Here is a 21,164-nt window from a genome sequence, read left to right as displayed (position 1 = left end):
GAGGCTGCTACTCGGCGTCCTTGGCCTGCGCGGCGAGCGCGCGGGCGGCGGAGTCGCGGCCCTCACGGACGTAGCGCTTCGCGGCCGGCTCGGCCGAGGAGCTCGCCAGCCAGGCGTCGGCCTTCTCCAGGAGGGCCGGCGAGGCGGCGTACCGGGGGAAGAGGCCGGCGAGCGCGACCGAGCCCTTGTGCGAGCCGAGGTGCTCCCAGGCGGTGTCGGCGGCCGCGAAGTAGCGGTCGACGTAGGGAGCCAGCAGCTCCTCCTGGCGCGGCTGGTTGAACGAGGTGATGATCTCGCGGGCGGTCTCGTTCGGGGTGCCCGTCTCCACGACCGCGGCGGCCCAGGCGGCGGCCTTGGCGGCGGCGTCGGGGCGGGAGGCGCGCGCGGCGGCGGCCTTCTCGTGGCCCGCGATGGTGCCGTCGCGCTCCTCCTCGGCCGCGATCTCGGCCTCGCCGAGCGCGCCCACCCGGGCCAGCCCGGTGATCAGCGACCAGCGCAGGTCCTGGTCGATCTCGAGACCCTCGAGGGCGAGCGAGCCGTCCAGCAGCGCCTTGAGGTCGGCGACGGCCGTCCCGGTGTGGGCGGCTGCCGCGAACGAGCGGGCGAAGGTCAGCTGGTGGTCGCTACCCGGGGCGGCCTTGCCGAGGAGCTCGCGCAGGCCGCGCTCCCAGCGGATCGCGAGCGCCTCGCGCTTGGCCGGCGCCGAGTAGGTCGCCACTGCGAGCGCGGCGTTGGCCGGGATCCGGGTGACGCCCCACGCGTCGGTCTCGGCGCCGATGTTGGCCAGCACCAGCTCGACGTAGGCGCTGATCGACATCTCCGCGTCGCGGGTCATGTCCCACGCGGCGCTCCACACCAGCGCGCGGGGGAGCGAGTCCTCGATCTTGCCGAGCGAGGCCAGAGCGGTGGCGAGCGAGCGCTCGTCGAGCCGGATCTTGGCGTACGCGAGGTCCTCGTCGTTGACCAGCAGCAGATCGGGCTGGGCCTTGCCGGCGGCCTCGGCGATCGCGGTGAGCTCGCCCTCGACGTCGACCTCGAGATAGTCCGTACGGGTGAGCGCCCCACCGTCGGTGAAGTTGTAGAAGCCGATGCCGACGCGGTGGCGGCGCAGGGTTGGCCAGTCCGCCTGGGCGGTCTGGCGGATGGCGAGGGAGGCGTACGTGCCGTCCGAGGCGAGCTCGAACTCCGGCGCGAGGGTGTTGACGCCGGCGGTCTGCAGCCACTCCGCAGCCCAGCTCTGCAGCTCGCGACCGGAGGACTTCTCGAGTGCGGCGAGCAGGTCCTTGAACTCGGGGTTCCCGAACGCGAACTCCTTGAAGTAGGCGCGCAGACCCTCGAGGAACGGGTCGAGACCGACCCACGCCACCAGCTGCTTGAGCACCGAGGCGCCCTTGGCGTAGGTGATCATGTCGAAGTTCACCTCGACGGCCTGCAGGTCGTAGTTGTCGGCCGCGATCGGGTGCGTGGTCGGCAGCTGGTCCTGGGTGTAGCCGGTGATCTTGCGCGCGTTGGCGAAGCCGGTCCACGCGTCGGAGAACTCGGTGACCTCGGCCTCGGCCCAGTAGCAGGCCCACTCGGCGAACGACTCGTTGAGCCAGAGGTCGTCCCACCACTTCATGGTCACGAGGTCGCCGAACCACATGTGCGCCATCTCGTGCAGGATCACCGAGGTGCGGAACTCGTAGAACGAGCGCGGCTGGCGGCTGCGGGGCAGGTACTCGTCGCGCAGCGTCACGGCGCCGGCGTTCTCCATCGCGCCCATGTTGTACTCCGGCACGTAGAGCTGGTCGTACTTGCCGAACGGGTAGGGGTAGTCGAACTTCTCCTCGAAGAAGGCGAAGCCGGCCTTGGTGGTCTCGACGATGCTCTCGCGGTCGAGGTAGGGAACCAGCGACTGGCGGCAGAAGTGGCCGAGCGGGATCGTGCCGAACCGGCCCTCGTAGACGTCCTGGACCTCGTGGTACTCACCGGCGATCAGCGCGGTGATGTAGGTCGACATCCGCTTGGTGGGCTCGAAGTCCCACAGCGCGACGCCGTCGCGGACCGGGGACGGCGCGGGGGAGGGGCTGTTGGAGACGACCTTCCAGTCCGCGGGGGCCGTCACGTGGAAGGTGAAGACCGACTTGAGGTCGGGCTGCTCGAAGGTGGCGAAGACACGGCGGGCGTCCGGCACCTCGAACTGGGTGTAGGTGTAGACGCGCTGGTCGACCGGGTCGACGAAGCGGTGCAGGCCCTCGCCGGTGTGCGAGTAGGCGCAGTCGGCGCGGACCACGAGGACGTTCTCGGCGGCGAGGGACGGCAGCGCGATCCGGCTGTCGGCGTAGGCGGTCGCCGGGTCCAGGGCGACACCGTTGAGCGTGATCTCGTGGACGGTTGCGCCGACCAGGTCGGCGAAGGTCTCCGCCCCGGGCTCGCCGGACGTGAAGGTGATGGTGGTCGTCGAGCCGAACGTCTCCTCGCCGGTCGTGAGGTCCAGCTGGATGTCGTACGACGTGACGTCGAGGAGGGCCGCGCGGGCGCGCGCCTCGTCCCGCGTGAGATTGGTTCCAGGCATGCCGCGATCCTCTCATCCGATGCGAGCACTCGCCGATCAACCCCAGGAGGAGCACGCTCAGACCGCCTCGAACCGGCCCGAAGAATTACACGTTTGTAGTTATGGCCCCGGCGTGTCGCGTTGACTTTTTCTTCTCTAGAGTGCTCACGTGCCTCACCCGTCACAGCCGTCACATCGGCCACTCCAGCGACTTCTGCTGGCCATGGTCTCGACCTTCGCCGCCGTCCTCGCGACGCTGGCGCCGACGGCGTACGCGCCCGCGGAGGCCGCCACCGTGGGCGTGCTCTGCAGCGGGTTCGACGCGTGCAACGCGGCCGGGATGAGCGCCTCCGGCTACCACACGGTCTGGAACACGATGTTCTGGAACATGTACTCCGGCCGGAACTGCACCAACTACGTCGCATACCGGATGATCAGCGCCGGCATGTCGTCGACCCGCCCGAGCCAGCTCGTGCCGGGCCAGGGCAACGCGAGCTTCTGGGGTGCCTCGTTCGGCTCCCTGACCACCAAGACGCCCACCGTCGGCGCCGTCGCCTGGTGGAACAAGAACGTCCCCGGCGCGGGCTCGGGCGGTCACGTCGCGTACGTGGAGAAGGTCTACTCGGCCACCGACATCGTGGTCTCGGAGTCCAACTGGTCCGGTGACTTCGACTGGCGCCGGATCACGACCGCGGCCAACTGGCCCTCCGGCTTCATCCACCTGCGCGACTCCGGCACCCCGGTCGTCACCCCGACCCCGACGCCCACGCCGAGCCCGTCGCCGACGGTCGCGCCGGTGACGGTCCCGGTCAACACCGCGCGGCCGACGATCACCGGTACCGTCGCCGTCGGACAGAGCATCGCCGCGACGCCGGGCACCTGGACGCAGGGCGGCCTGACCTACTCCTACCAGTGGTACGCCAACGGGGCGCCGCTGCTGACCAACGGCACCGGCACCACCTTCGGGCTCACCCAGAACCAGCTCGGCAAGACGATCTCGGTCAAGGTCACGGCGACGAGCAGCACCGGCTCGACGGCGGCGACCTCGGCGACCACCACAGCGGTGGCCGCCGGCACCATCGGCGTGACCACGCCGCCCCAGATCACCGGCGACCCCCGGATCGACGAGGTCGTGACCGCCACGCCGCCGGTGACGACCCGTGCGCTGTCGAGCACCGACGTGCAGTGGTTCGCCGACGACCAGGCGATCCCCGGCGCGACCGACTGGAGCCTCACCCTCGGCGCCGACCAGGTCGCCCGCCGGCTGAGCGTGCAGGTGCACGGCACCCGCACCGCGTTCAACGACCTCACCGTCGCCAGCCAGGCCGTCGGCCCGGTGCAGGCCCCCGAGCTCGCGGTCGCCAGCGCGGGCGCCGTCTCCGGCACCCCGTACGTCGGCAGCGTGCTGACGGCGAAGCCGGCCGCCACCACGCCGGCGGCGACGACCACGACGTACGCCTGGCTGCGCGACGGCCTGGCGATCCCCGGCGCCTCGGCCTCGACCTACACCCTGACCTCCTCCGACGTCGGCCACCACGTGACCGCCCGGATCGGGCTCGCAGCGACCGGCTACTACCCGCTCTCGCAGGACTACGCGCTCGCCCCCTCGATCCTGACGCCGGTCGTGCTCAAGGTCGCCACCGCGTCCGGGCACCACTCCGCGGTCGTCAAGGTCAAGGTCCGCTCGCTCGGCCGGCAGCTCGCGGTCGGCAAGGTCACCGTCGTGATCGGCAAGAAGCACGTCGTCGGGCGGGTCCGCGGCAAGCAGGTCGTGCTGCGCCTGACCGGCCTGCCCGCCGGCCGCCGGCCCCTCAAGATCGTGTACGCCGGACCGGCCGCCTACCAGGCGGTCGTGCTCAAGGACCACCTGCGCATCGCCCGCTGAGGGTCGGCGGCATAACCGTCACCCCTCGGTGGTTGACTCCTGACATGACCACCACTGAGGCAGAGTTCTGGTTCGACCCGCTGTGTCCCTTCGCCTGGATCACCTCCCGGTGGATCCTGGAGGCGGAGAAGGTCCGCGACATCAAGGTGACCTGGCGGATCATGAGCCTGGCCTACCTCAACCAGGACAAGGACATCCCCGACGACTACCGCGAGATGCTCAAGACCGCCTGGCAGCCGGTGCGCGTGGCGATGGCCGTCAGCGAGCAGCACGGCCAGGAGAAGCTCGCCGAGCTCTACACCGCGCTCGGCACGCGGCGTCACGTGGAGAAGAAGGACTACACCCGCGAGGTGATCGAGGACGCCCTCGTCTCGGTCGGACTCTCCGCCGAGCTCGCCGACGCGATGGACGACTCCTCCTACGACGAGGCGATCAAGGCCTCCCACCACCTCGGCATGGACCAGGTCGGCAACGACGTGGGCACCCCGACCATCGCGATGAACGGCCAGGCGTTCTTCGGTCCGGTCATCGCCAAGGCGCCGAAGGGCGAGGAGGCCGGCAAGCTCTGGGACGGCTTCCAGCTGATCACCGCGTACCCCTACGTCTACGAGCTGAAGCGCGCTCGCACGCACGACCTCGACTTCAGCTGATGGCGGTCGACCAGGTCGGGATCCTGGCGCTGCAGCGGGCCCTCACCCAGGCCGCCGATCTCCTTGACGAGGTGACGCCCGGTGACCTCGAGAAGCCGACGCCGTGCACCGAGTGGGACGTGCGCAAGCTCGCCAACCATCTCATCGCGGCGCCCCGGATCTTCGTCACGATGCTCCAGGGCGCGCCTCCGGGATGGAACGGTCGCGAGGACTACGACACCCAGCTCGGCGAGGAGCTGCGCACCCGCGGCAACACCCTGATCAACCTGTGGCGCGAGGTCGCGAAGCAGCAGGACGCCGATGCCGTGATGGGGGCGAACCCGGACTGGCAGGCAGCCGAGATCGCCACCCACACGTGGGACCTCGCCCACGCGCTCGGACGTGCCACCGACGGACTCGACCAGTCGGTGGCCCAGCGTGCGCTGGTGGCGATGGACGACATCCTCGGGCCGACCCGCAAGGGCCGGGCCTGGGCCGACGCGAAGTCCGCGCCGGAGGGCTCGGACGCCTACGCACACCTGGCGGCGTACGCCGGTCGCGACGTCTGATCCCGACGACAGCACGAGGGGCGCTCACCGATCGGTGAGCGCCCCTCGTCGCGTAGCTACGGCACCCGCGATCAGCAGGCGTGCGCCTTGGCCCGGCGGGCCTTGGCGAGGCGCTTGGCGAGGTGCTTCGCCTTGGCCTTCTGGTGCTTCCTCTTGGCCATCCTGACCTGCTTCTGCAGCTTCTTCACCTGAGCGGAGGCGTGGGTGCAGGCGGTCGACGACGCCGTGGTCGTGGTCGTCGTGGTGGTGGTCGTGGCCGGCTTCTTCAGCGCCAGGAGCAGCGCCTCGAGCGCGCTCTTCGGCAGCGCCTTGGTCGCGGCATCGTCCGGGTTGGTCTCGCCCTGCTTCTTGTAGAAGGAGGTCAGGGCGGCGATCAGGCCCGCGGTGTCCGTGGGGTGGGGCGTGCTGGTCTGGTTGAGCAGCGCCTGGATCGGCGCCGGGATCAGACCACCCGTGGCTGAGAACAGCTGACCGATCGGCAGGGCATCGAGCAAGCCCTGGGCGATCGACTGGAGGTCGCCCGCCGAGAGCGAGCCGAGCACATCGGTCACGTCGGACTGGTCGGCACCGAGCAGGCTGGAGAGCTGGTCGACCAGCCCGGTGACCAGCTCGGTCGGGTCGCCGCTGAGGAGCGGCTCGGTCAGGCCGTTGACGAGGCCGGTGATCAGCTGGGTCGGGTCGGTCGTACTGCCCCCACCGGTCGTGCCGCCGACCGTGCCGAGCACCGTGGTGATCACGTCGGTGAGCACGTCGAGCGGGTTGGTGGCAGCGCTCGAGGTCGCGCTGCTGGAGCCGCCGAGCAGCCCGCCCAGGGTGCTGGTCACGCCGCTGAGCAGCCCGGCTGAGGCGGGCGTACTGGCCTGCGCCGAGCCGCCGAAGGCGAGCGTGGGCGTGGCGACGAGGGCGCTGGTCACGGTGACGGCGAGGAGCCGTCGCGTCTTGACGTTCATGTGTGTTTCCTCCCCAGAACTGCACATGTGTGGTCCTCCGGACGCTAGGCCAGATCGTCGATGCTGTGGCCGCCATCACAGATAAATGGCCGATCGGTCACACGCGGGTGGCCTACCCGGGTCGGTCGCCGTTCGCGGGCGAATGGAGGAGAACTCCGCGTCGTCATTAGGCTTACGTCCCATGAGCACGTCCCCCTCCCGCAAGGTGCTGAGCGCCGTCGCCTGGCCCTACGCCAATGGTCCGCGCCACATCGGTCACGTCGCCGGCTTCGGCGTTCCGTCCGACGTCTTCAGCCGCTACATGCGGATGGCGGGCCACGACGTCCTCATGGTCTCCGGGTCCGACGAGCACGGCACGCCGATCCTGATCGCCGCCGACGAGGCCGGGATGACCGCGCAGGAGCTGGTCGACCACAACCACCGGCTCATCGCCGAGGACCTGGTCTCGCTGGGTCTCTCCTACGACCTCTACACGCGCACGACCACGGCCAACCACCACGCCGTCGTCCAGGAGCTGTTCCTCGGCGTGTACGAGAACGGCTACTTCGTCGAGCAGACCTCGCACGGCGCCATCTCCCCGTCGACCGGCCGCACCCTGCCGGACCGCTACATCGAGGGCACCTGCCCGATCTGCGGAGCCGACGGCGCACGCGGCGACCAGTGCGACAACTGCGGCAACCAGCTCGACCCGCAGGACCTGATCAACCCGGTCTCCAAGATCAACGGCGAGACGCCGCAGTTCATCGAGACCCAGCACTTCTTCCTCGACCTGCCGGCGCTGGCCGACGCGCTGAAGGAGTGGCTCGACGAGCGCGAGGCGACCGGTCTGTGGCGCCCCAACGTCATCCGCTTCTCGCAGAACATCCTCAAGGAGATCCGCCCGCGCGCGATGACGCGCGACATCGACTGGGGTATCGCCGTCCCGCTCGACGGCTGGCGGGAGAACCCCACCAAGAAGCTCTACGTCTGGTTCGACGCGGTGATCGGCTACCTGTCCGCCTCCATCGAGTGGGCCCGCCGCTCCGGCAACGCCGAGGCCTGGCGCGACTGGTGGAACGATCCCGAAGCCCTGAGCTACTACTTCATGGGCAAGGACAACATCACCTTCCACAGCCAGATCTGGCCGGCCGAGCTGCTCGCGTATGCGGGCAAGGGCGCCAAGGGCGGCACGCCGCGCACGTACGGCGTGATGAACCTGCCCACCGAGGTGGTCTCCTCGGAGTACCTCACGATGGAGGGCAAGAAGTTCTCCTCCTCCAAGAAGATCGTGATCTACGTCCGCGACCTGCTCACCCGCTACCAGGCCGACGCGTTCCGCTACTACGTCGCGGTCGCCGGGCCGGAGACCAACGACTCGGACTTCACCTGGGCCGAGTTCGTCCGCCGTACGAACGACGAGCTGGTCGCGGGCTGGGGCAACCTGGTGAACCGCACCGCCAACCTCATCGCCGCCAACTTCGGCGAGATCCCGGTCGCTGGTGACCTCCAGCCCGAGGACCAGGCCGTCCTGGCCGCCGTCGAGACCGCTTTCGACACGGTCGGCGACCTCATCGCCACGCACCGCCAGAAGGCCGCGATTAGCGAGGCGATGCGGACCGTCGGCGAGGTCAACAAGTACCTCGCGGACCTCGAGCCCTGGAAGCTGGTCAAGGTCGCCGACGACACCGCGGCGCGCGAGCGCGCGGCGACGATCCTCCATGTGGCCGCCCAGTGCGTCGCCGACCTCAACCTGATCCTGGCGCCGTTCCTGCCGTTCTCGGCCAACGCCGTCGACCAGGCGCTCGGCGGTTCCGGCGAGATCGCGCCGCTGCCCCGCATCGAGGAGGTCACCGACCTCGACGTGGCCGAGCGCTCCTACCCGATCATCACCGGCGACTACGCCGGCGCCCCCACCTGGGAGCGTCACCCGATCAAGGTCGGCACCCCGGTCGCCAAGCCCACGCCGATCTTCACCAAGCTCGACACCGCGGTGATCGACGAGGAGCTCGCCCGCCTCGGCTGACCGCTCAGGACCGGCCGAGCTCGAGACCGAGCCACGCGGCCAGCCCGTCGATCTCCGCCTCGACAGCGTCGCCGATCGACGCCGTCCACGGGAAGTCCTCGTGGACGGCGTTGACGCGGAGCACGCCGGCCTTGCGATCCGCCTTGGCGTCGAGCTTCCCGACCAGCCGATCACCGACGAGGATGGGCAGCGCGAAGTAGCCCCAACGACGCTGAGCGGCTGGCTTGTACATCTCCAGCACGTACTCGAAGGCGAACAGGTCGAGGGCCCGGTCACGGTCGTAGACCAGGCGGTCGAAGGGCGAGAGCAGCGCCGCTCGGCCCTGGAACGGCGCCTCGAGCGCGGCGTGCGCGTCCGGGTCGACCCGCCACTCGCCAGGTACGCCCTCGACCACCGCGGCCAGCCCGATCTCGCCGATCGGCGACGGCTCGGCCGGAGAGCGCAGCGGCTTGACGCGCGCGATGCCGAGGGACGCGAGCCGGCGCTCGTCCCGGATCCGTCGCGCCTCGGCCGGCTCGGGCCGGTACAGGTCGAGGGGATACACGCGTTCGGCCAGGTCCCAGAGCCGGGTCCGGCCCTGTCGACCGGCCACCGCGACCTCCCCGCGCAGGCAGAGGACCTCGAGCATGCGACCGGCGTTCTTGTCGTCGTTCCAGCCTGTCGAGGCGTACGACACCTCGGGGTCGTTGGGGAGTGCGGTCGCCGCGACCGGCCCCTCGTCCCGCAGCTGTGCGAGCAGGCGCTCGCGGAACCGCGGGTTCGCCGTGACCCAGTCCGTGGTGCCCGGGTTGACCCACTCGTCCGCCACGGCCAGATGGATCCCGATGTCGTCCATGGTCCGGATGAACGTCACGTGCTCGACGAGCGAGCGCTCGGTCTCCAGGGCGAAGACCAGGTCGGAGGGTTCGTACGCGGCCCCCAGCCGCGACCAGGCGACCAGGTCGGCGCTGCGCACGATGGCGGTCGTCGGGTCGATCTGGATGGCGGTGAGCTGGTCGACCACGCCGACCAGTGAGACCGGGCGTTCGCCGTCGAGCAGCTGCGCCCGGACCGCGATCCGCCGCGCGTCCTGGCGACTCAGCTTGATCGGCGAGGCGTGCATCGGAACCCGTCAGAGCCTGCCGAGCGCGGCCCTGAGCGGGTCCAGGCCCAGCGACCCGAGGTCGAGCGCGGCGGTGTGGAAGGCCTTGAGGTCGAAGGCCGGGCCGAGCCGGGTCTGCGCCTCGGCACGCGCCTCGAGCCAGATCCGCTCGCCGACCTTGTACGACGGCGCCTGGCCCGGCCAGCCGAGGTAGCGGTTCACCTCGAAGCGCAGCGAGCCCTCGTCCATCCGGGAGTGGGCGCGCATGAACTCGTGGACGAGGTCGGCGTCCCACACCGCGCCGGCCCGCCAGCCGAACGGGTTGTCGGCCGGCACCTCCAGGCCGAGGTGGACGCCGATGTCGACGATCACGCGTGCCGCGCGGAAGCCCTGCATGTCGAGGAAGCCGAGCCGGTCGCCGGGGTCGGCGAAGTAGCCCAGCTCGTCCATCAGCCGCTCGGCGTAGAGCGCCCACCCCTCGCCGTGACCGCTGACCCAGCAGAGCAGTCGCTGCCAGCGGTTGAGCAGGTCGGCGCGGTGCACCGCCTGCGCGCACTGGAGGTGGTGGCCCGGCACACCCTCGTGGAAGACGGTCGTGGTCTCCCGCCAGGTGGAGTAGACGCGGTGGTCGTCGGTGAAGGAGAACCACATCGTGCCGGGACGGGAGAAGTCCTCGGTCGGCGGGATGTACCAGGCGCCGCCGTCGTTGATCGGCGCCACCTTGCAGTCGATCCGCCTGATCTGCTCGGCGATGTCGAAGTGGACGCCGTCGAAGCTCGCGACGATCTGGTCGGCGCGCTGCTGCATCCAGGCCCGGAACGCCTCGCGGCTGCCCAGGTCGCGGGCCGGGTCGGCGTCGAGCGCGGCCACGGCATCGTCGACCGAGCCGCCCGGCACGATCCGCGTGGCGGTGGTGGCCATGTCCGCCTCGATCCGGGCCAGCTCCTGCCAGCCCCAGGCGTAGGTCTCCTCGAGGTCGATCTCCGCGCCCAGGAAGTAGCGCGAGGCCAGTGCGTAGTGCTCACGGCCGACGCCGTCACGCTCGCGTCCGCGGGGAAGCAGGTCGGACTCGACGAACCGGCCGAGCTCGGCATAGGCCGCCGACGCCTGGGCGGCCGCGTCGGCGAGGGAGCCGCGGAGGTCGTCCGGTGCGGCGGTGACGAGGTTGGCGAAGTAGTCGCCGGCTCGGCCCTCCTGGCCCGTCCAGCCGCGGATCTGGGCGGCGACCTCGGCGTACTGGCGACGGGCGGAGACGCGCCCGGCCCCGGCCTCGGCGGCGAGGGTGGCGCGATAGCCCGCGAGTGCCGCCGGCACGGCGGCGAGCCGGTCGCCGATGGCCGTCCAGTCGTCGATGGTTCCGGTGGGCATGACGTCGAAGACCTCGCGGAGGCCGTGCGCGGCGCTGGAGATGACCGAGACCTCGCTGCGGTCGATGCCGGCCTCGGCGCGCGCGACCATCAGGCCGACCCGCTCGAGGAAGGCGTCGCGGGCCACGCCCTCGCGTGCATCGGAGGCGGTCAGCGCGCCGACCTCCCGCACCGCGGTCCGGTTGAGCTCCTCGAGCGCCTCGAAGCCGTCCGGCGACAGGTCCGGCAGCCGGCCCTCGTACCCGGGGATGCCGGCCATCGTCGCGGTGATCGGGTCGAGCCGCGCGTAGTCCTCGACGTACTGGTCGGTCCGGGCGTCCACGTCGCGGGTCATGCAGGCCTCCGTTGGTCGAGTAGCGAGCGCTAGCGAGCGTATCGAGACCCCGGCGACGGAGCGCCGCCGGCGGCTCGTCCGTAACGCTCGGCCAGCACCCCCAGGTGCTCACGGAGCTCGGCGGGCGACTCGACCTGGAAGTCGAGGCCGAGCATGCTGATCCAGATGGCCACCGTCTCCAGGCTGTCGCCGCCGGTGACGAGCACGCTGCGTGTCACGTCCACCGGCTCGACGGTGCCGACGGCCGGGTTGATCCGGGCGAGCACCTCCTCGGCCGGGGCCTGGATCACGAGCCGGGCATGCACCGCCCAGCCCGTACGAGCGACCTCGCGCACCACGAGCTCGGTCATGTCCTCGGGCGGCTCACGCGGCGCGAACCGCCGCCCGCCGGGGGTGCGCAGCTGCAGCCAGTCGACCCGGTAGGGGCCCCAGGTCCCCGTGTCGGGCTGATGGGCCACGAGGTACCACCGCCGCTGCCAGGCCACCAGCCGATAGGGCTCGAGCTCGACCGGCTCGTCGCGGTAGTAGGCGCGCAGGCCCTGATGGTCGCGGATCGCGTCGGCCAGCTCGGCGAGGAGCCGCGGGTCGACCGGCCGGTCGGGGAAGCGGCCGTCGGTGTTCGGGCCGCTGCTGGTGGCGGCCCGCAGGGACTCGAGCCGGCGCCGCAGCCGGTCGGGCAGGACCAGCTGCAGCTTGGCCAGCGCGCGAGCGCCGCTCTCCTCGAATCCGCTGACGCCGGTCGCGGCCTGAAGTCCGACGGCGACGGCGACCGCCTCTTCGTCGTCGAGCAGGAGCGGGGGCATCTTGGCGCCGACGCCGAGCCGGTAGCGCCCACCGGGGCCGCGGACGGCGTCGACCGGGTAGCCGAGCTCACGCAGCCGCGCGATGTCGTTGCGCACGGTCCGATCGGTGACCCGCAGGCGGGTGGCGAGGTCGGCCCCGCTCCAGTCGGGCTGTGCCTGGAGCAGCCCGAGCAGCTGCAGCAGCCGAGCCGAAGTCTCTCGCATGTGGCCGAGAATAGCGGAACGTAACTTTCCTGATCTGTTCCTACGGTGGTTCTGACAGCGAAACCACCGCACCGGAGGACCCGATGAGCACCCAGACCCCGACCCAGACCAGCCAGACCCAGACCAGCCAGACCCAGACCAGCCAGGGCAGCGCGATCGCTCCCTTCACCATCGACATCCCGCAGGCCGACCTCGACGACCTGCGCGACCGCCTGGCCCGCACCCGCTTCGCCCCGGCCGCCCCCGGCGACGCGTGGGCGTACGGCACCCCGACCGCCTACCTGCGCGACATGGTCGAGCGCTGGCAGTCCTTCGACTGGCGCGCGGTCGAGACCCGGGCCAACGCGTTCCCGCAGTTCACCACCGACGTCGACGGTCAGCGGGTGCACTTCGTGCACGTCCGCTCCAGCGAGCCGGGCGCGACGCCGCTGCTGTTGGCCCACGCCTACCCCGGCTCGTTCCTGGAGCTCCTGCCGCTGATCGGCCCGCTCACCGACCCGGTGGCGCACGGCGGACGGGCCGAGGACGCGTTCGACGTGGTGATCCCGTCGATGCCGGGCTTCGGCTTCTCCACCCCGGTCGCCGACGGTGCCTGGACGATGGCGCGGGTGGCGCGGACGTACGACGCCCTGATGCGTCGCCTCGGCTACGACTCGTACGGCATCCACGGCAGCGACGGCGGCGCCATGATCGGTCGCGAGCTCGCCGTGCTCGATCCCGAGGGCTTCCTCGGCGCGCACGTGCTGCAGCTCTTCTCCTTCCCGACCGGTGCGCCCGGGGAGATGGACGGGTTCGGCGCGAAGGAGTACGCCGCTCTGGCGCACATGCAGTGGTTCCAGTCGGTCGGCGGCTACAACGCGATGAACGGCAGCCGCCCGCAGACGATCGCCGCCGCGGTCTCGGACTCGCCGGTCGGGTGGCTGGCGTACAGCGAGCTCTTCGAGAGCTTCGGCAACGGCACCTCGCTGGTGACCGCCGAGCAGGTGCTCGAGCAGGTCACGCTCTACTGGCTGACCAACACGATGGCCAGCGCGGTGCGCTACCACTACGAGGAGCAGCGTGCCGGCGCCGAGCCGGTGGTCAGCACCGGTCGCCTGGGCGTGGCGGTCTTCGCCGACGACTTCCAGACCATCCGGGCCTTCGCCGAGCGGGACAACGCGAACATCGTGCACTGGTCGGAGTTCGAGCGGGGCGGACACTACGCCGCGCTGGAGGTCCCGGACGAGATCGTCGGCGACCTGCGGCGCTTCTTCGGCTGACCACGGCCGACTCGGCCCTCGCGCACGGCCGACTCGGCCCTCGCGCACCAACGACGCGGCCCTCCGGCGATGCCGGAGGGCCGAGTCGAGCGTGTCGGAGGGCCGCGTCGAGCGTGTCGGAGGGCCGAGTCAGCGGGGGAGTGCGCTCGCGCGCCAGCCGCCATGAGCCGAACCGGCCACGAACGTGCCGCGCATGCCGCGACCCGGATGCGCCCACTGGGAGCGCGCCGGCTTGGGCGCCGGCGTCCCGCCGCCGAGCGCGGCGAGCACGGTGACGATCGCCGCCACCTCCTCGGGGGTGGCGTGCGCGTCGATCACCGTGAGGACAGGTCTCGACGCGCCCGTCGCGACCTCCTCCGTCGGTCGCGGGGCTTGCTCGACCTGCCCGCCCGACGGAATCCGCTTCGCGTCTTCCTGGGCGGTCACAGCGGGATGTTCCCGTGCTTCTTGGCCGGCAGGCTGGCCCGCTTGGTCTTGAGCAGGCGCAGCGCCTTCACGACCTCGGCGCGGGTCTCGTGCGGCAGGATCACGCCGTCCACGTAGCCGCGCTCGGCGGCGATGTACGGGTTGGCCAGCGTGGTCTCGTACTCGTCGATCAGCTCGGCGCGACGCGCCTCGACCTGCTCGGGGGAGGCGCCCTGCTCCTTGAGGGTGTTCAGCTCGCGACGGTGGATGATGTTCGCGGCGCCCTGGGAGCCCATCACCGCGATCTGGCCGGTGGGCCACGACAGGTTGATGTCGGCGCCGAGGTGCTTGGAGCCCATCACGTCGTACGCGCCACCGAACGCCTTGCGGGTGATGACGGTGACCAGCGGGACGGTGGCCTCGGCGTAGGCGTAGATGAGCTTCGCGCCGCGGCGGATGATGCCCGTGTGCTCCTGGTCGGAGCCCGGCAGGAAGCCCGGGGTGTCGACGAAGGTCAGCACCGGGATGTTGAAGGCGTCGCAGGTCCGCACGAAGCGGGCGGCCTTCTCCGAGGCGTCGATGTCGAGGCAGCCGGCGAACTGCATCGGCTGGTTGGCCACGACGCCGACCGGCGAGCCCTCGATGCGGCCGAAGCCGACCACGATGTTGGGTGCGAAGAGCGGGTGGACCTCGACGAACTCGGCGTCGTCCAGGACGGTCTCGATGACGGTGTGGATGTCGTACGGCTGGTTCGGGCTGTCCGGGATGAACGTGTCGAGCGCGCGGTCCTCGTCGGACGGCTCGAGGTCGGCCACGGTCTCGTAGACCGGCAGCTCGTCCAGATTGTTCTGCGGCAGGTGGTCGAGCAGCGCCTTGACGTACTCGATGGCATCCTCCTCGTCGTGCGCCATGTAGTGCGCGGCACCCGACTTGGTGTTGTGGGCCCGGGCGCCGCCCAGGTCCTCCATCGAGATCTCCTCGCCGGTGACGGTCTTGATCACGTCGGGGCCGGTGATGAACATCGCCGAGGTCTGGTCGACCATCACGGTGAAGTCGGTGACGGCGGGCGAGTAGACGTGGCCGCCCGCGCAGTTGCCCATGATCAGCGAGATCTGCGGGATGACGCCCGAGGCGTGCACGTTGCGCTTGAAGATCTCGCCGTAGAGACCCAGCGAGACGACGCCCTCCTGGATGCGGGCGCCCGCGCCCTCGTTGATGCCGACGATCGGGGAGCCGGTCTTGACGGCCAGGTCCATGATCTTGCAGATCTTCTCGCCGTAGACCTCGCCCAGCGCGCCGCCGAAGACGGTGAAGTCCTGGGAGAAGACGCAGACCTGGCGGCCGTTCACGGTGCCGTAGCCGGTGACGACGCCATCGCCGTACGGGCGGTTCTTCTCCAGGCCGAAGGCGGTGGAGCGGTGCCGCGCCAGCTCGTCGATCTCGACGAACGTGCCCTCGTCGAACAGCATCTCGATCCGCTCGCGGGCCGTCTTGCGACCACGGGCGTGCTGCTTCTCGACCGCCTTCGCCGAGCCCGCGTGCACGGCCTCGTCGAGCCGGTGCTCGAGATCGGCGAGCTTCCCGGCAGTGGTGTGGAGATCGGGCTCGATCGCGTTGTCGGCGGGCTGCGCGCTCACGTACTGGCTCCCTGGGTGGGTCGGCTACAAGTGCGTGCGACACCCTAGTCCTCATGAGCGCGGATGGAATGAGACGACCGTCACTCCGGGGTGCACTCGACGCCGACCGGTTGGCGGCGCTGGCGCCGACGTGGCGGGTCGAGGTGCTGCCTGAGACGCCGTCGACCAACGCGGTGTGCGCCGACCGCGCCCGCGCCGACGAGGCCGAGGGGCTGGTGATCACCACCGAGCACCAGTTCGCGGGTCGGGGCCGGCTCGACCGGGTCTGGGAGATGCCGCCGCGTGCTGCGCTCGCCTCCTCGATCCTGCTGCGGCCCGACCTGCCGGCGGAGCGCTGGCCGTGGCTGCCGTTGATGGCCGGCGTCGCGGTCGCCCGCACGGTCGAGGGCCGGCTCAAGTGGCCCAACGACGTCCTGCTCGGCCCCGACCTGAAGAAGGTGTGCGGGATCCTCGTCGAGCGGATCGAGACCCCCTCCGGGCCGGCCGCCGTCCTCGGCATCGGCATCAACACCTCGCTCACGCCCGACGAGCTGCCGATCCCGACCGCCACCTCGCTGTGGATCGAGCGCGGGGTCGAGATCGACCGGACCGCCGTCCTCGTCACCCTCCTGGAGGAGATCGGGGTGGCGTACCGGCTGCTCGCCGACGACCCCGACCGCCTGGCCGCCGACTACGCGAGCCTCAGCGCCACGCTCGGCGTGCGGGTGCGCGCCGAGCTGCCCGGCGGCAGCGCGCTGGCCGGCACCGCGACCGGGATCGACCGGTTCGGACGACTGCTGATCACCGGTGCGGACGGCACGGAGCAGGCGGTCGGCGCGGGCGACATCGTCCACTTGCGGCCTTTCGCGTGATCGGGACGGGATGCGGCGTGGGATATTGGGCCGCGTGGCCATCTCCTCGAAGCTGCTGAACGACGGCGAGCACGTCGTCGTCAGCACCCGCACCCACCCCAAGGTGCTCCTCGGACCGCTGTCGCTGCTCGTGATCCTCCTCGCCATCGGCGTGGTGGGTCAGGTGCTCCTCGACTGGCACCCGGCGCACGTGGTGCTGTGGGTCCTGATCGTGATCGCGATCCTGTGGTTCGTCGTCGCCCGGGTGCTGCAATGGCTCGCCTCCTCGTACACGGTCACCACCCGCCGGCTGATCACCCGCCACGGCGTGTTCACCCGCAAGGGCCACGACATCCCGTTGAGCCGGATCAGCGACGTCGAGTACGAGATGGGCCTGATCGACCGGATGCTCGGCTGCGGCACGCTCAAGATCAGCGACGCCAGCACCGACGGGGAGGTCACGCTCCCCGACATCCCGCACGTCGAGCAGGTCCAGCGCCGCATCAACGACCTGTTGCACAGCGCCGACGCCGAGCACTGACATGTCCCCGCTCTACCCGGGCAACGACCCCGAGGCCGGCACGCTCACCGCAGCGGCGGTGGCCGAGCGCGCCGGTGTGCCGTTCGACCAGGCCAAGCGGCTGTGGCGCGCCCTCGGCTTCCCCGAGGTCGGCGACGAGGCGATCTTCGGGGCCAACGACGTCGCGGCGCTGCGCCGGCTCAACGAGAGCGTGGGCTCGACCCTCGACCTCGACCTGCTCGTCAACCTGACCCGCGGCCTCGGCCAGACCATGGCCCGGCTGTCCGACTGGGAGATCGCCGCACTCGTGCACCAGGCGGAGACCCGGCCCGACGTCGCCCACGGAGCCGGCGCGCTCGAGTCGGCGACGCAGACGATGGTCGACTTCAACGAGACGTTCGAGGAGCTGATGCTCTACGTGTGGCGCCGCCACATGGGCGCCGCCGTCGCGCGTCTCGAGGCCGCATCCTCCGGCGAGCTCGGCACCACCCAGCTCTCGATCGGCTTCGCCGACATCGTGCAGTTCACCGCGCTGTCCAACACGCTGACCGAGCAGAAGATCGGCGACCTGGTCGAGCTCTTCGAGTCGCGCTGTGCGGACGTGGTCGCGGTCAACCGCGGCCGGATCATCAAGTCACTGGGCGACTCGGTCCTCTTCGTCAACGACGAGCCCATCCGGGCGTACGACACCGCCGAGGGGATCATCAACGTGATCGGGCGCGACCCGAGGATGCCCGACGTACGCGTCGGCCTGGCCACCGGATCCGTCGTGGCTCGCCTCGGCGACGTCTACGGCCCGCCGGTGAACATGGCCGCGCGGCTCACCGCCGTCGCCCGCAAGAACCGGATCATCATCGACGAGACCACCGCTGCGCTGCTGCCCGACGACCAGTTCGAGACCCGGCGCCTGCCCGCCCGGCCGGTGCGTGGCTTCGGGATCGTCGAGCCGGTCGCGGTCCGTCGCAACTGAACGCGCTCTCATGACGGCGGCTCCGCCGGACGTGCTTGACGACCGTCAGGATCGAACCTGAGCGATGGCATCAAAGTGCCAGAGGCAACAAAGGGTCAGTCACTTGGTCAAGGGCTTTACATTTCGTACCGTGATGGCGTGATCAATGTTCAAGACGTTCGTCTAGACCCCGTCGACCGTCGCGCATGGCGTGGCGACCAGGAGATCACGTTCTCCCGCAAGGAGTTCGATCTCGTCCACGCCCTTGCCGCGCGAGCCGGCGACATCGTCACTCGCGACGAGCTGATGCGCGATGTGTGGCACGCCAACTTCTGGACGTCGTCCAAGACGATCGACGTGCACCTGGGCTGGGTCCGGCGCAAGCTCGGCGACGACACCCGCCGCCCGCACCTCATCACCACGATCCGGGGCAAGGGTCTGCGTTTCGAGACCGAATGACGGTGCCGAGTTCCTGGCGGGCCGTGGTTCCTCCTAGGCTCGACCCGTGCCGGAACTCGCTCCCACCCTCGCTGTCATCGGAGGCGGTCAGCTCGCCCGGATGATGGCGCAGCCCGCGATCGCGCTCGGCCTGCCGCTGCGTCTCCTGGCCGAGGCGGAAGGGGTGTCGGCGGCACAGGTCATCCCCGACCAGATGGTCGGCGACTACAAGGACCTCGACACGCTGCGGGCGGTCACGGCCGGCTGTGCCGCCGTGACGTTCGACCACGAGCACGTGCCGACCGAGCACCTCCATGCCCTCGAGGCGGCCGGCGTCGCGGTGCGGCCCGGCCCCGAGGCGCTCGTCTACGCGCAGGACAAGGGCCTCATGCGGGCCCGCCTCGGCGAGATGGGCGTGCCCTGCCCGCGCAACGCGATCGTCACCTCGGTCGCCGACGTGGAGGCGTTCGGCTTCCCGTGCGTGCTGAAGACGACGCGCGGCGGCTACGACGGCAAGGGCGTCTGGGTCGTCCGGTCCGCACAGGACGCGGCCGAGCCGTTCGAGGTCGCCGCGCGTACGGGCGTGCGGATCCTGGCCGAGGAGCTCGTCGACTTCCGCCGTGAGCTCTCCGCGATCGTGGCCCGCTCGCCCTCGGGCCAGGCCGCCGCGTACCCCGTCGTGCAGACCACCCAGCTCGACGGCATCTGCCACGAGGTGATCGCTCCGGCGCCCGACCTCGCCGACGCGCTCGCGGGCGAGGCGCAGGCGCTCGCGCTGCGGATCGCCGGTGAGCTCGGCGTCACCGGCATCCTCGCGGTCGAGCTTTTCGAGACCGTCGACGACGAGGGTCGGCCGGCCGTGCTGGTGAACGAGCTCGCGATGCGCCCGCACAACACCGGTCACTGGACGCAGGACGGCGCCGTGACCTCGCAGTTCGAGAACCACCTGCGCGCGGTGATGGACCTCCCGCTCGGCTCGCCCGCCCCGCGCCAGCGCTGGTCGGTGATGGTCAACATCCTCGGCGCCCCCGAGGATCCGGCCGGGGCGAACGTCGGCCGTCTGTACGACGGCTTCCCGCATGCGATGGCGCGCGACCCGCACCTGCGGGTGCACCTGTACGGCAAGGAGCTGCGCCCTGGCCGCAAGGTCGGCCACGTCAACACGTACGGCGAGGACCTCGACGACTGTCTCGAGCGCGCGCGGCACGCCGCCGCGTGGTTCCGTGGCGACCTGGGCAACGAGAGCGAGTGAGCATGAGCAATCCGGTGAGCGGGCCTGACGCAACGCCGAAGGTCGGCATCGTGATGGGGTCGGACTCCGACTGGCCCACGATGAAGGCGGCGGCGGAGATCCTGGAGGAGTTCGGTGTCGCGTACGAGGCCGACGTGGTCTCGGCGCACCGGATGCCGATCGAGATGATCGAGTACGGCCAGCATGCGCACGAGCGCGGCCTGTCGGTGATCATCGCCGGTGCCGGGGGAGCGGCCCACCTGCCCGGCATGCTCGCCGCCGTCACCCCGCTGCCGGTCATCGGGGTCCCGGTGCCGCTGAAGTACCTCGACGGCATGGACTCGCTGCTCTCCATCGTGCAGATGCCGGCCGGCATCCCGGTGGCCACGGTGGCGATCGGCAACGCCAAGAACGCCGGCATCCTCGCGGCTCGCATCATCGCCACCGGCGACGCGGCACTGCAGGCGAAGCTGGTCGACTACCAGGAGTCCCTCTCGGCGATGGCGCGGGAGAAGGGCAAGGTCGTCCGCGGGGAGCGCTGATCGCGACACCTGACCGTTCGGTCAGGAAACCCGGGACCCTGCTCAGGGCCGCACATGGCGGGCCGACCGGACCCGTATGGGGGTCTGGAACCGCATCGTCGCACCACTCGGCGCGCTCGCGCTGAGCGGCGTGCTCGTGGCTGCCCCCGCGACGGCCGCGCCGCCGACGGCTGCGGCCGACCCGGTCTCGCGTCTCACGCAGGCCGTCACGGACGCGGTGGGCGTCGACTACAGCTGCTCCGTCGACCTCGGCCTGCTGTCGCTGGGCTCCCTGCCGCTGCACATCGACGCCCTGCAGGCGGAGACGGTGCCGATCGGCAGCACCGTCCGAGCCCTCACCGCGAGCACCGGCCTGACGGCGTTGATCGGCGAGCTCACCACGCTCGGGCTGAGCGTGGTCTTCGGGACCAGCTCGCTCGTCCTCGAGGTGGGCGAGACGCTCAGCGCGCCGGGGGTGCTCGGGGCGAACGGGCAGCTCACGGTCGGCTCGTTCGGGCTGCCGGCGGATGCCGAGGTGGGGCAGGAGCTCCCGATCACCGCGCCCGCGACCCTCGTCCTCCCGATCGTCTCGGGACTGCTCGGCTCGCTCTCGTGCGTCCTCGATGACGCCGGGTCCGACGTCCTCGGCACGGTGCTGGTCGGCCCCGCGGTCACGGACACCACCATCCACACGGCCGAGCCGCCGCCGCACGGCGGCACCAGCACCTCCGGCGGCCCGAGCGATCCGGTCCTCGAGGCCCGGCTGGTGAATCGGGTCGTCCTCGCCGGGCGGCACGCCCGCGTCCGGGTGAGGCTCGTCGGCGGCGTGCCCTCGGGCAGTGTGCCCTCGGGCGGTGTGGTGCGGGTGCTGTGCGGTGGCCGTTCCGTCGGTCAGGCCCGGCTGTCACGCCGCGCTGCGACCGTCCGGCTGGCGCTGCTGCGACCCGGCCGCCATCGCCTCGTCGTGCGTGCCGACGGCATCGTCCGGCGGCTCACGCTGCGGGTCGTCGGCTGAGC

19 protein-coding genes are annotated in these 21,164 nt (G+C 71.0%); 12 read left to right on the top strand and 7 right to left on the bottom strand.

The window, feature by feature from the left end:
* Positions 1-7 precede the first annotated feature (7 nt).
* Positions 8-2,554: an aminopeptidase N gene (pepN, locus tag ACZ5L9_RS01415; RefSeq protein WP_464532788.1), complete on the bottom strand. Its 2,547-nt coding sequence runs from the start codon at positions 2,552-2,554 to the stop codon at positions 8-10.
* A 148-nt stretch (positions 2,555-2,702) separates the two neighbouring features.
* Here pepN and ACZ5L9_RS01410 point away from each other — a divergent pair, with 148 nt between their 5' ends.
* The 3 genes from ACZ5L9_RS01410 to ACZ5L9_RS01400 are packed head-to-tail and all read left to right on the top strand — an operon-like array spanning position 2,703 to position 5,616.
* The gene (locus ACZ5L9_RS01410) at positions 2,703-4,418 is read left to right on the top strand and encodes a CHAP domain-containing protein (protein ID WP_464532784.1); all 1,716 of its coding nucleotides are present in this window, start codon (positions 2,703-2,705) and stop codon (positions 4,416-4,418) included.
* A 44-nt stretch (positions 4,419-4,462) separates the two neighbouring features.
* Entirely contained in the window at positions 4,463-5,068 is a 606-nt protein-coding gene (locus tag ACZ5L9_RS01405) for a DsbA family oxidoreductase (RefSeq protein WP_464532781.1), read from the top strand.
* Positions 5,068-5,616, top strand: a complete 549-nt coding sequence (locus tag ACZ5L9_RS01400; RefSeq protein WP_464532778.1) for a TIGR03086 family metal-binding protein — start codon at positions 5,068-5,070, stop codon at positions 5,614-5,616. Before ACZ5L9_RS01405 ends, ACZ5L9_RS01400 begins: the two co-directional genes overlap by 1 nt.
* Before the next feature lie 71 nt (positions 5,617-5,687).
* On the opposite strand, the gene ACZ5L9_RS01395 is transcribed toward ACZ5L9_RS01400, so the two are convergent.
* A complete protein-coding gene (locus ACZ5L9_RS01395; RefSeq protein ID WP_464532775.1) occupies positions 5,688-6,566 on the bottom strand; it encodes a hypothetical protein in 879 nt (292 codons plus the stop codon).
* A gap of 181 nt (positions 6,567-6,747) precedes the next feature.
* Here ACZ5L9_RS01395 and metG point away from each other — a divergent pair, with 181 nt between their 5' ends.
* Entirely contained in the window at positions 6,748-8,568 is a 1,821-nt protein-coding gene (gene metG / locus ACZ5L9_RS01390) for a methionine--tRNA ligase (RefSeq protein ID WP_464532772.1), read from the top strand.
* A 4-nt stretch (positions 8,569-8,572) separates the two neighbouring features.
* On the opposite strand, the gene ACZ5L9_RS01385 is transcribed toward metG, so the two are convergent.
* Genes ACZ5L9_RS01385 through ACZ5L9_RS01375 form a run of 3 tightly spaced genes read right to left on the bottom strand, consistent with a single transcriptional unit; the run spans position 8,573 to position 12,357 of the window.
* A complete protein-coding gene (locus ACZ5L9_RS01385) occupies positions 8,573-9,670 on the bottom strand; it encodes a DNA glycosylase AlkZ-like family protein (protein ID WP_464532769.1) in 1,098 nt (365 codons plus the stop codon).
* A gap of 9 nt (positions 9,671-9,679) precedes the next feature.
* Positions 9,680-11,350, bottom strand: a complete 1,671-nt coding sequence (locus ACZ5L9_RS01380) for a DUF885 domain-containing protein (protein ID WP_464532767.1) — start codon at positions 11,348-11,350, stop codon at positions 9,680-9,682.
* A 29-nt stretch (positions 11,351-11,379) separates the two neighbouring features.
* Entirely contained in the window at positions 11,380-12,357 is a 978-nt protein-coding gene (locus tag ACZ5L9_RS01375) for a helix-turn-helix transcriptional regulator (protein WP_464532765.1), read from the bottom strand.
* A gap of 83 nt (positions 12,358-12,440) precedes the next feature.
* Here ACZ5L9_RS01375 and ACZ5L9_RS01370 point away from each other — a divergent pair, with 83 nt between their 5' ends.
* Complete coding sequence (locus ACZ5L9_RS01370) at positions 12,441-13,616, top strand: epoxide hydrolase family protein (protein WP_464532762.1); 1,176 nt, start codon at positions 12,441-12,443, stop codon at positions 13,614-13,616.
* 129 nt (positions 13,617-13,745) lie between these two features.
* On the opposite strand, the gene ACZ5L9_RS01365 is transcribed toward ACZ5L9_RS01370, so the two are convergent.
* Together ACZ5L9_RS01365 and ACZ5L9_RS01360 are read right to left on the bottom strand one after the other, a co-directional pair.
* Positions 13,746-14,042, bottom strand: coding sequence for an acyl-CoA carboxylase subunit epsilon (locus ACZ5L9_RS01365; protein WP_464532759.1), 297 nt, complete (start codon positions 14,040-14,042; stop codon positions 13,746-13,748).
* Positions 14,039-15,631, bottom strand: coding sequence for an acyl-CoA carboxylase subunit beta (locus tag ACZ5L9_RS01360; protein ID WP_464536784.1), 1,593 nt, complete (start codon positions 15,629-15,631; stop codon positions 14,039-14,041). The genes ACZ5L9_RS01365 and ACZ5L9_RS01360 overlap by 4 nt, the downstream gene beginning before the upstream one ends.
* 80 nt (positions 15,632-15,711) lie before the next feature.
* Between ACZ5L9_RS01360 and ACZ5L9_RS01355 the strand changes: the two genes are divergently transcribed.
* The 7 genes from ACZ5L9_RS01355 to ACZ5L9_RS01325 all read left to right on the top strand — a co-directional run bounded on the left by ACZ5L9_RS01355 (position 15,712) and on the right by ACZ5L9_RS01325 (position 21,162).
* Positions 15,712-16,509 carry a biotin--[acetyl-CoA-carboxylase] ligase gene (locus tag ACZ5L9_RS01355; protein ID WP_464532756.1) on the top strand — a complete coding sequence of 266 codons (798 nt, stop codon included), beginning with the start codon at positions 15,712-15,714 and terminating at the stop codon, positions 16,507-16,509.
* A gap of 34 nt (positions 16,510-16,543) precedes the next feature.
* Positions 16,544-17,029 carry a PH domain-containing protein gene (locus tag ACZ5L9_RS01350; RefSeq protein ID WP_464532754.1) on the top strand — a complete coding sequence of 162 codons (486 nt, stop codon included), beginning with the start codon at positions 16,544-16,546 and terminating at the stop codon, positions 17,027-17,029.
* A 1-nt stretch (position 17,030) separates the two neighbouring features.
* Positions 17,031-17,978, top strand: a complete 948-nt coding sequence (locus ACZ5L9_RS01345; RefSeq protein ID WP_464532751.1) for an adenylate/guanylate cyclase domain-containing protein — start codon at positions 17,031-17,033, stop codon at positions 17,976-17,978.
* A gap of 138 nt (positions 17,979-18,116) precedes the next feature.
* Positions 18,117-18,416, top strand: coding sequence for a winged helix-turn-helix domain-containing protein (locus tag ACZ5L9_RS01340; protein ID WP_464532748.1), 300 nt, complete (start codon positions 18,117-18,119; stop codon positions 18,414-18,416).
* 46 nt (positions 18,417-18,462) lie between these two features.
* On the top strand, positions 18,463-19,647 hold the full coding sequence (locus ACZ5L9_RS01335; RefSeq protein WP_464532744.1) for a 5-(carboxyamino)imidazole ribonucleotide synthase: 1,185 nt from the start codon (positions 18,463-18,465) through the stop codon (positions 19,645-19,647).
* Positions 19,648-19,649: 2 nt separating this feature from the next.
* Positions 19,650-20,168, top strand: a complete 519-nt coding sequence (gene purE, locus ACZ5L9_RS01330) for a 5-(carboxyamino)imidazole ribonucleotide mutase (protein ID WP_464532741.1) — start codon at positions 19,650-19,652, stop codon at positions 20,166-20,168.
* Between the two features lie 76 nt (positions 20,169-20,244).
* The gene (locus ACZ5L9_RS01325; RefSeq protein ID WP_464532737.1) at positions 20,245-21,162 is read left to right on the top strand and encodes a hypothetical protein; all 918 of its coding nucleotides are present in this window, start codon (positions 20,245-20,247) and stop codon (positions 21,160-21,162) included.
* The last annotated feature ends 2 nt before the right edge of the window (positions 21,163-21,164 follow it).

The organism is Nocardioides sp. JCM 18998, assembly GCF_055391535.1.
Note: the sequence above shows the minus strand (reverse complement) of the source record. Positions and strands in the feature narration are given on the sequence as shown.

Coding starts and splice junctions, on each gene's coding strand:
- pepN (WP_464532788.1), bottom strand. CDS start 2,554: ATGCCTGGAACCAATCTCACGCGGGACGAGGCGCGCGCCCGCGCGGCC.
- ACZ5L9_RS01405 (WP_464532781.1), top strand. CDS start 4,463: ATGACCACCACTGAGGCAGAGTTCTGGTTCGACCCGCTGTGTCCCTTC.
- ACZ5L9_RS01400 (WP_464532778.1), top strand. CDS start 5,068: ATGGCGGTCGACCAGGTCGGGATCCTGGCGCTGCAGCGGGCCCTCACC.
- ACZ5L9_RS01395 (WP_464532775.1), bottom strand. CDS start 6,566: ATGAACGTCAAGACGCGACGGCTCCTCGCCGTCACCGTGACCAGCGCC.
- metG (WP_464532772.1), top strand. CDS start 6,748: ATGAGCACGTCCCCCTCCCGCAAGGTGCTGAGCGCCGTCGCCTGGCCC.
- ACZ5L9_RS01385 (WP_464532769.1), bottom strand. CDS start 9,670: ATGCACGCCTCGCCGATCAAGCTGAGTCGCCAGGACGCGCGGCGGATC.
- ACZ5L9_RS01380 (WP_464532767.1), bottom strand. CDS start 11,350: ATGACCCGCGACGTGGACGCCCGGACCGACCAGTACGTCGAGGACTAC.
- ACZ5L9_RS01375 (WP_464532765.1), bottom strand. CDS start 12,357: ATGCGAGAGACTTCGGCTCGGCTGCTGCAGCTGCTCGGGCTGCTCCAG.
- ACZ5L9_RS01370 (WP_464532762.1), top strand. CDS start 12,441: ATGAGCACCCAGACCCCGACCCAGACCAGCCAGACCCAGACCAGCCAG.
- ACZ5L9_RS01355 (WP_464532756.1), top strand. CDS start 15,712: ATGAGCGCGGATGGAATGAGACGACCGTCACTCCGGGGTGCACTCGAC.
- ACZ5L9_RS01345 (WP_464532751.1), top strand. CDS start 17,031: ATGTCCCCGCTCTACCCGGGCAACGACCCCGAGGCCGGCACGCTCACC.
- purE (WP_464532741.1), top strand. CDS start 19,650: ATGAGCAATCCGGTGAGCGGGCCTGACGCAACGCCGAAGGTCGGCATC.
- ACZ5L9_RS01325 (WP_464532737.1), top strand. CDS start 20,245: ATGGGGGTCTGGAACCGCATCGTCGCACCACTCGGCGCGCTCGCGCTG.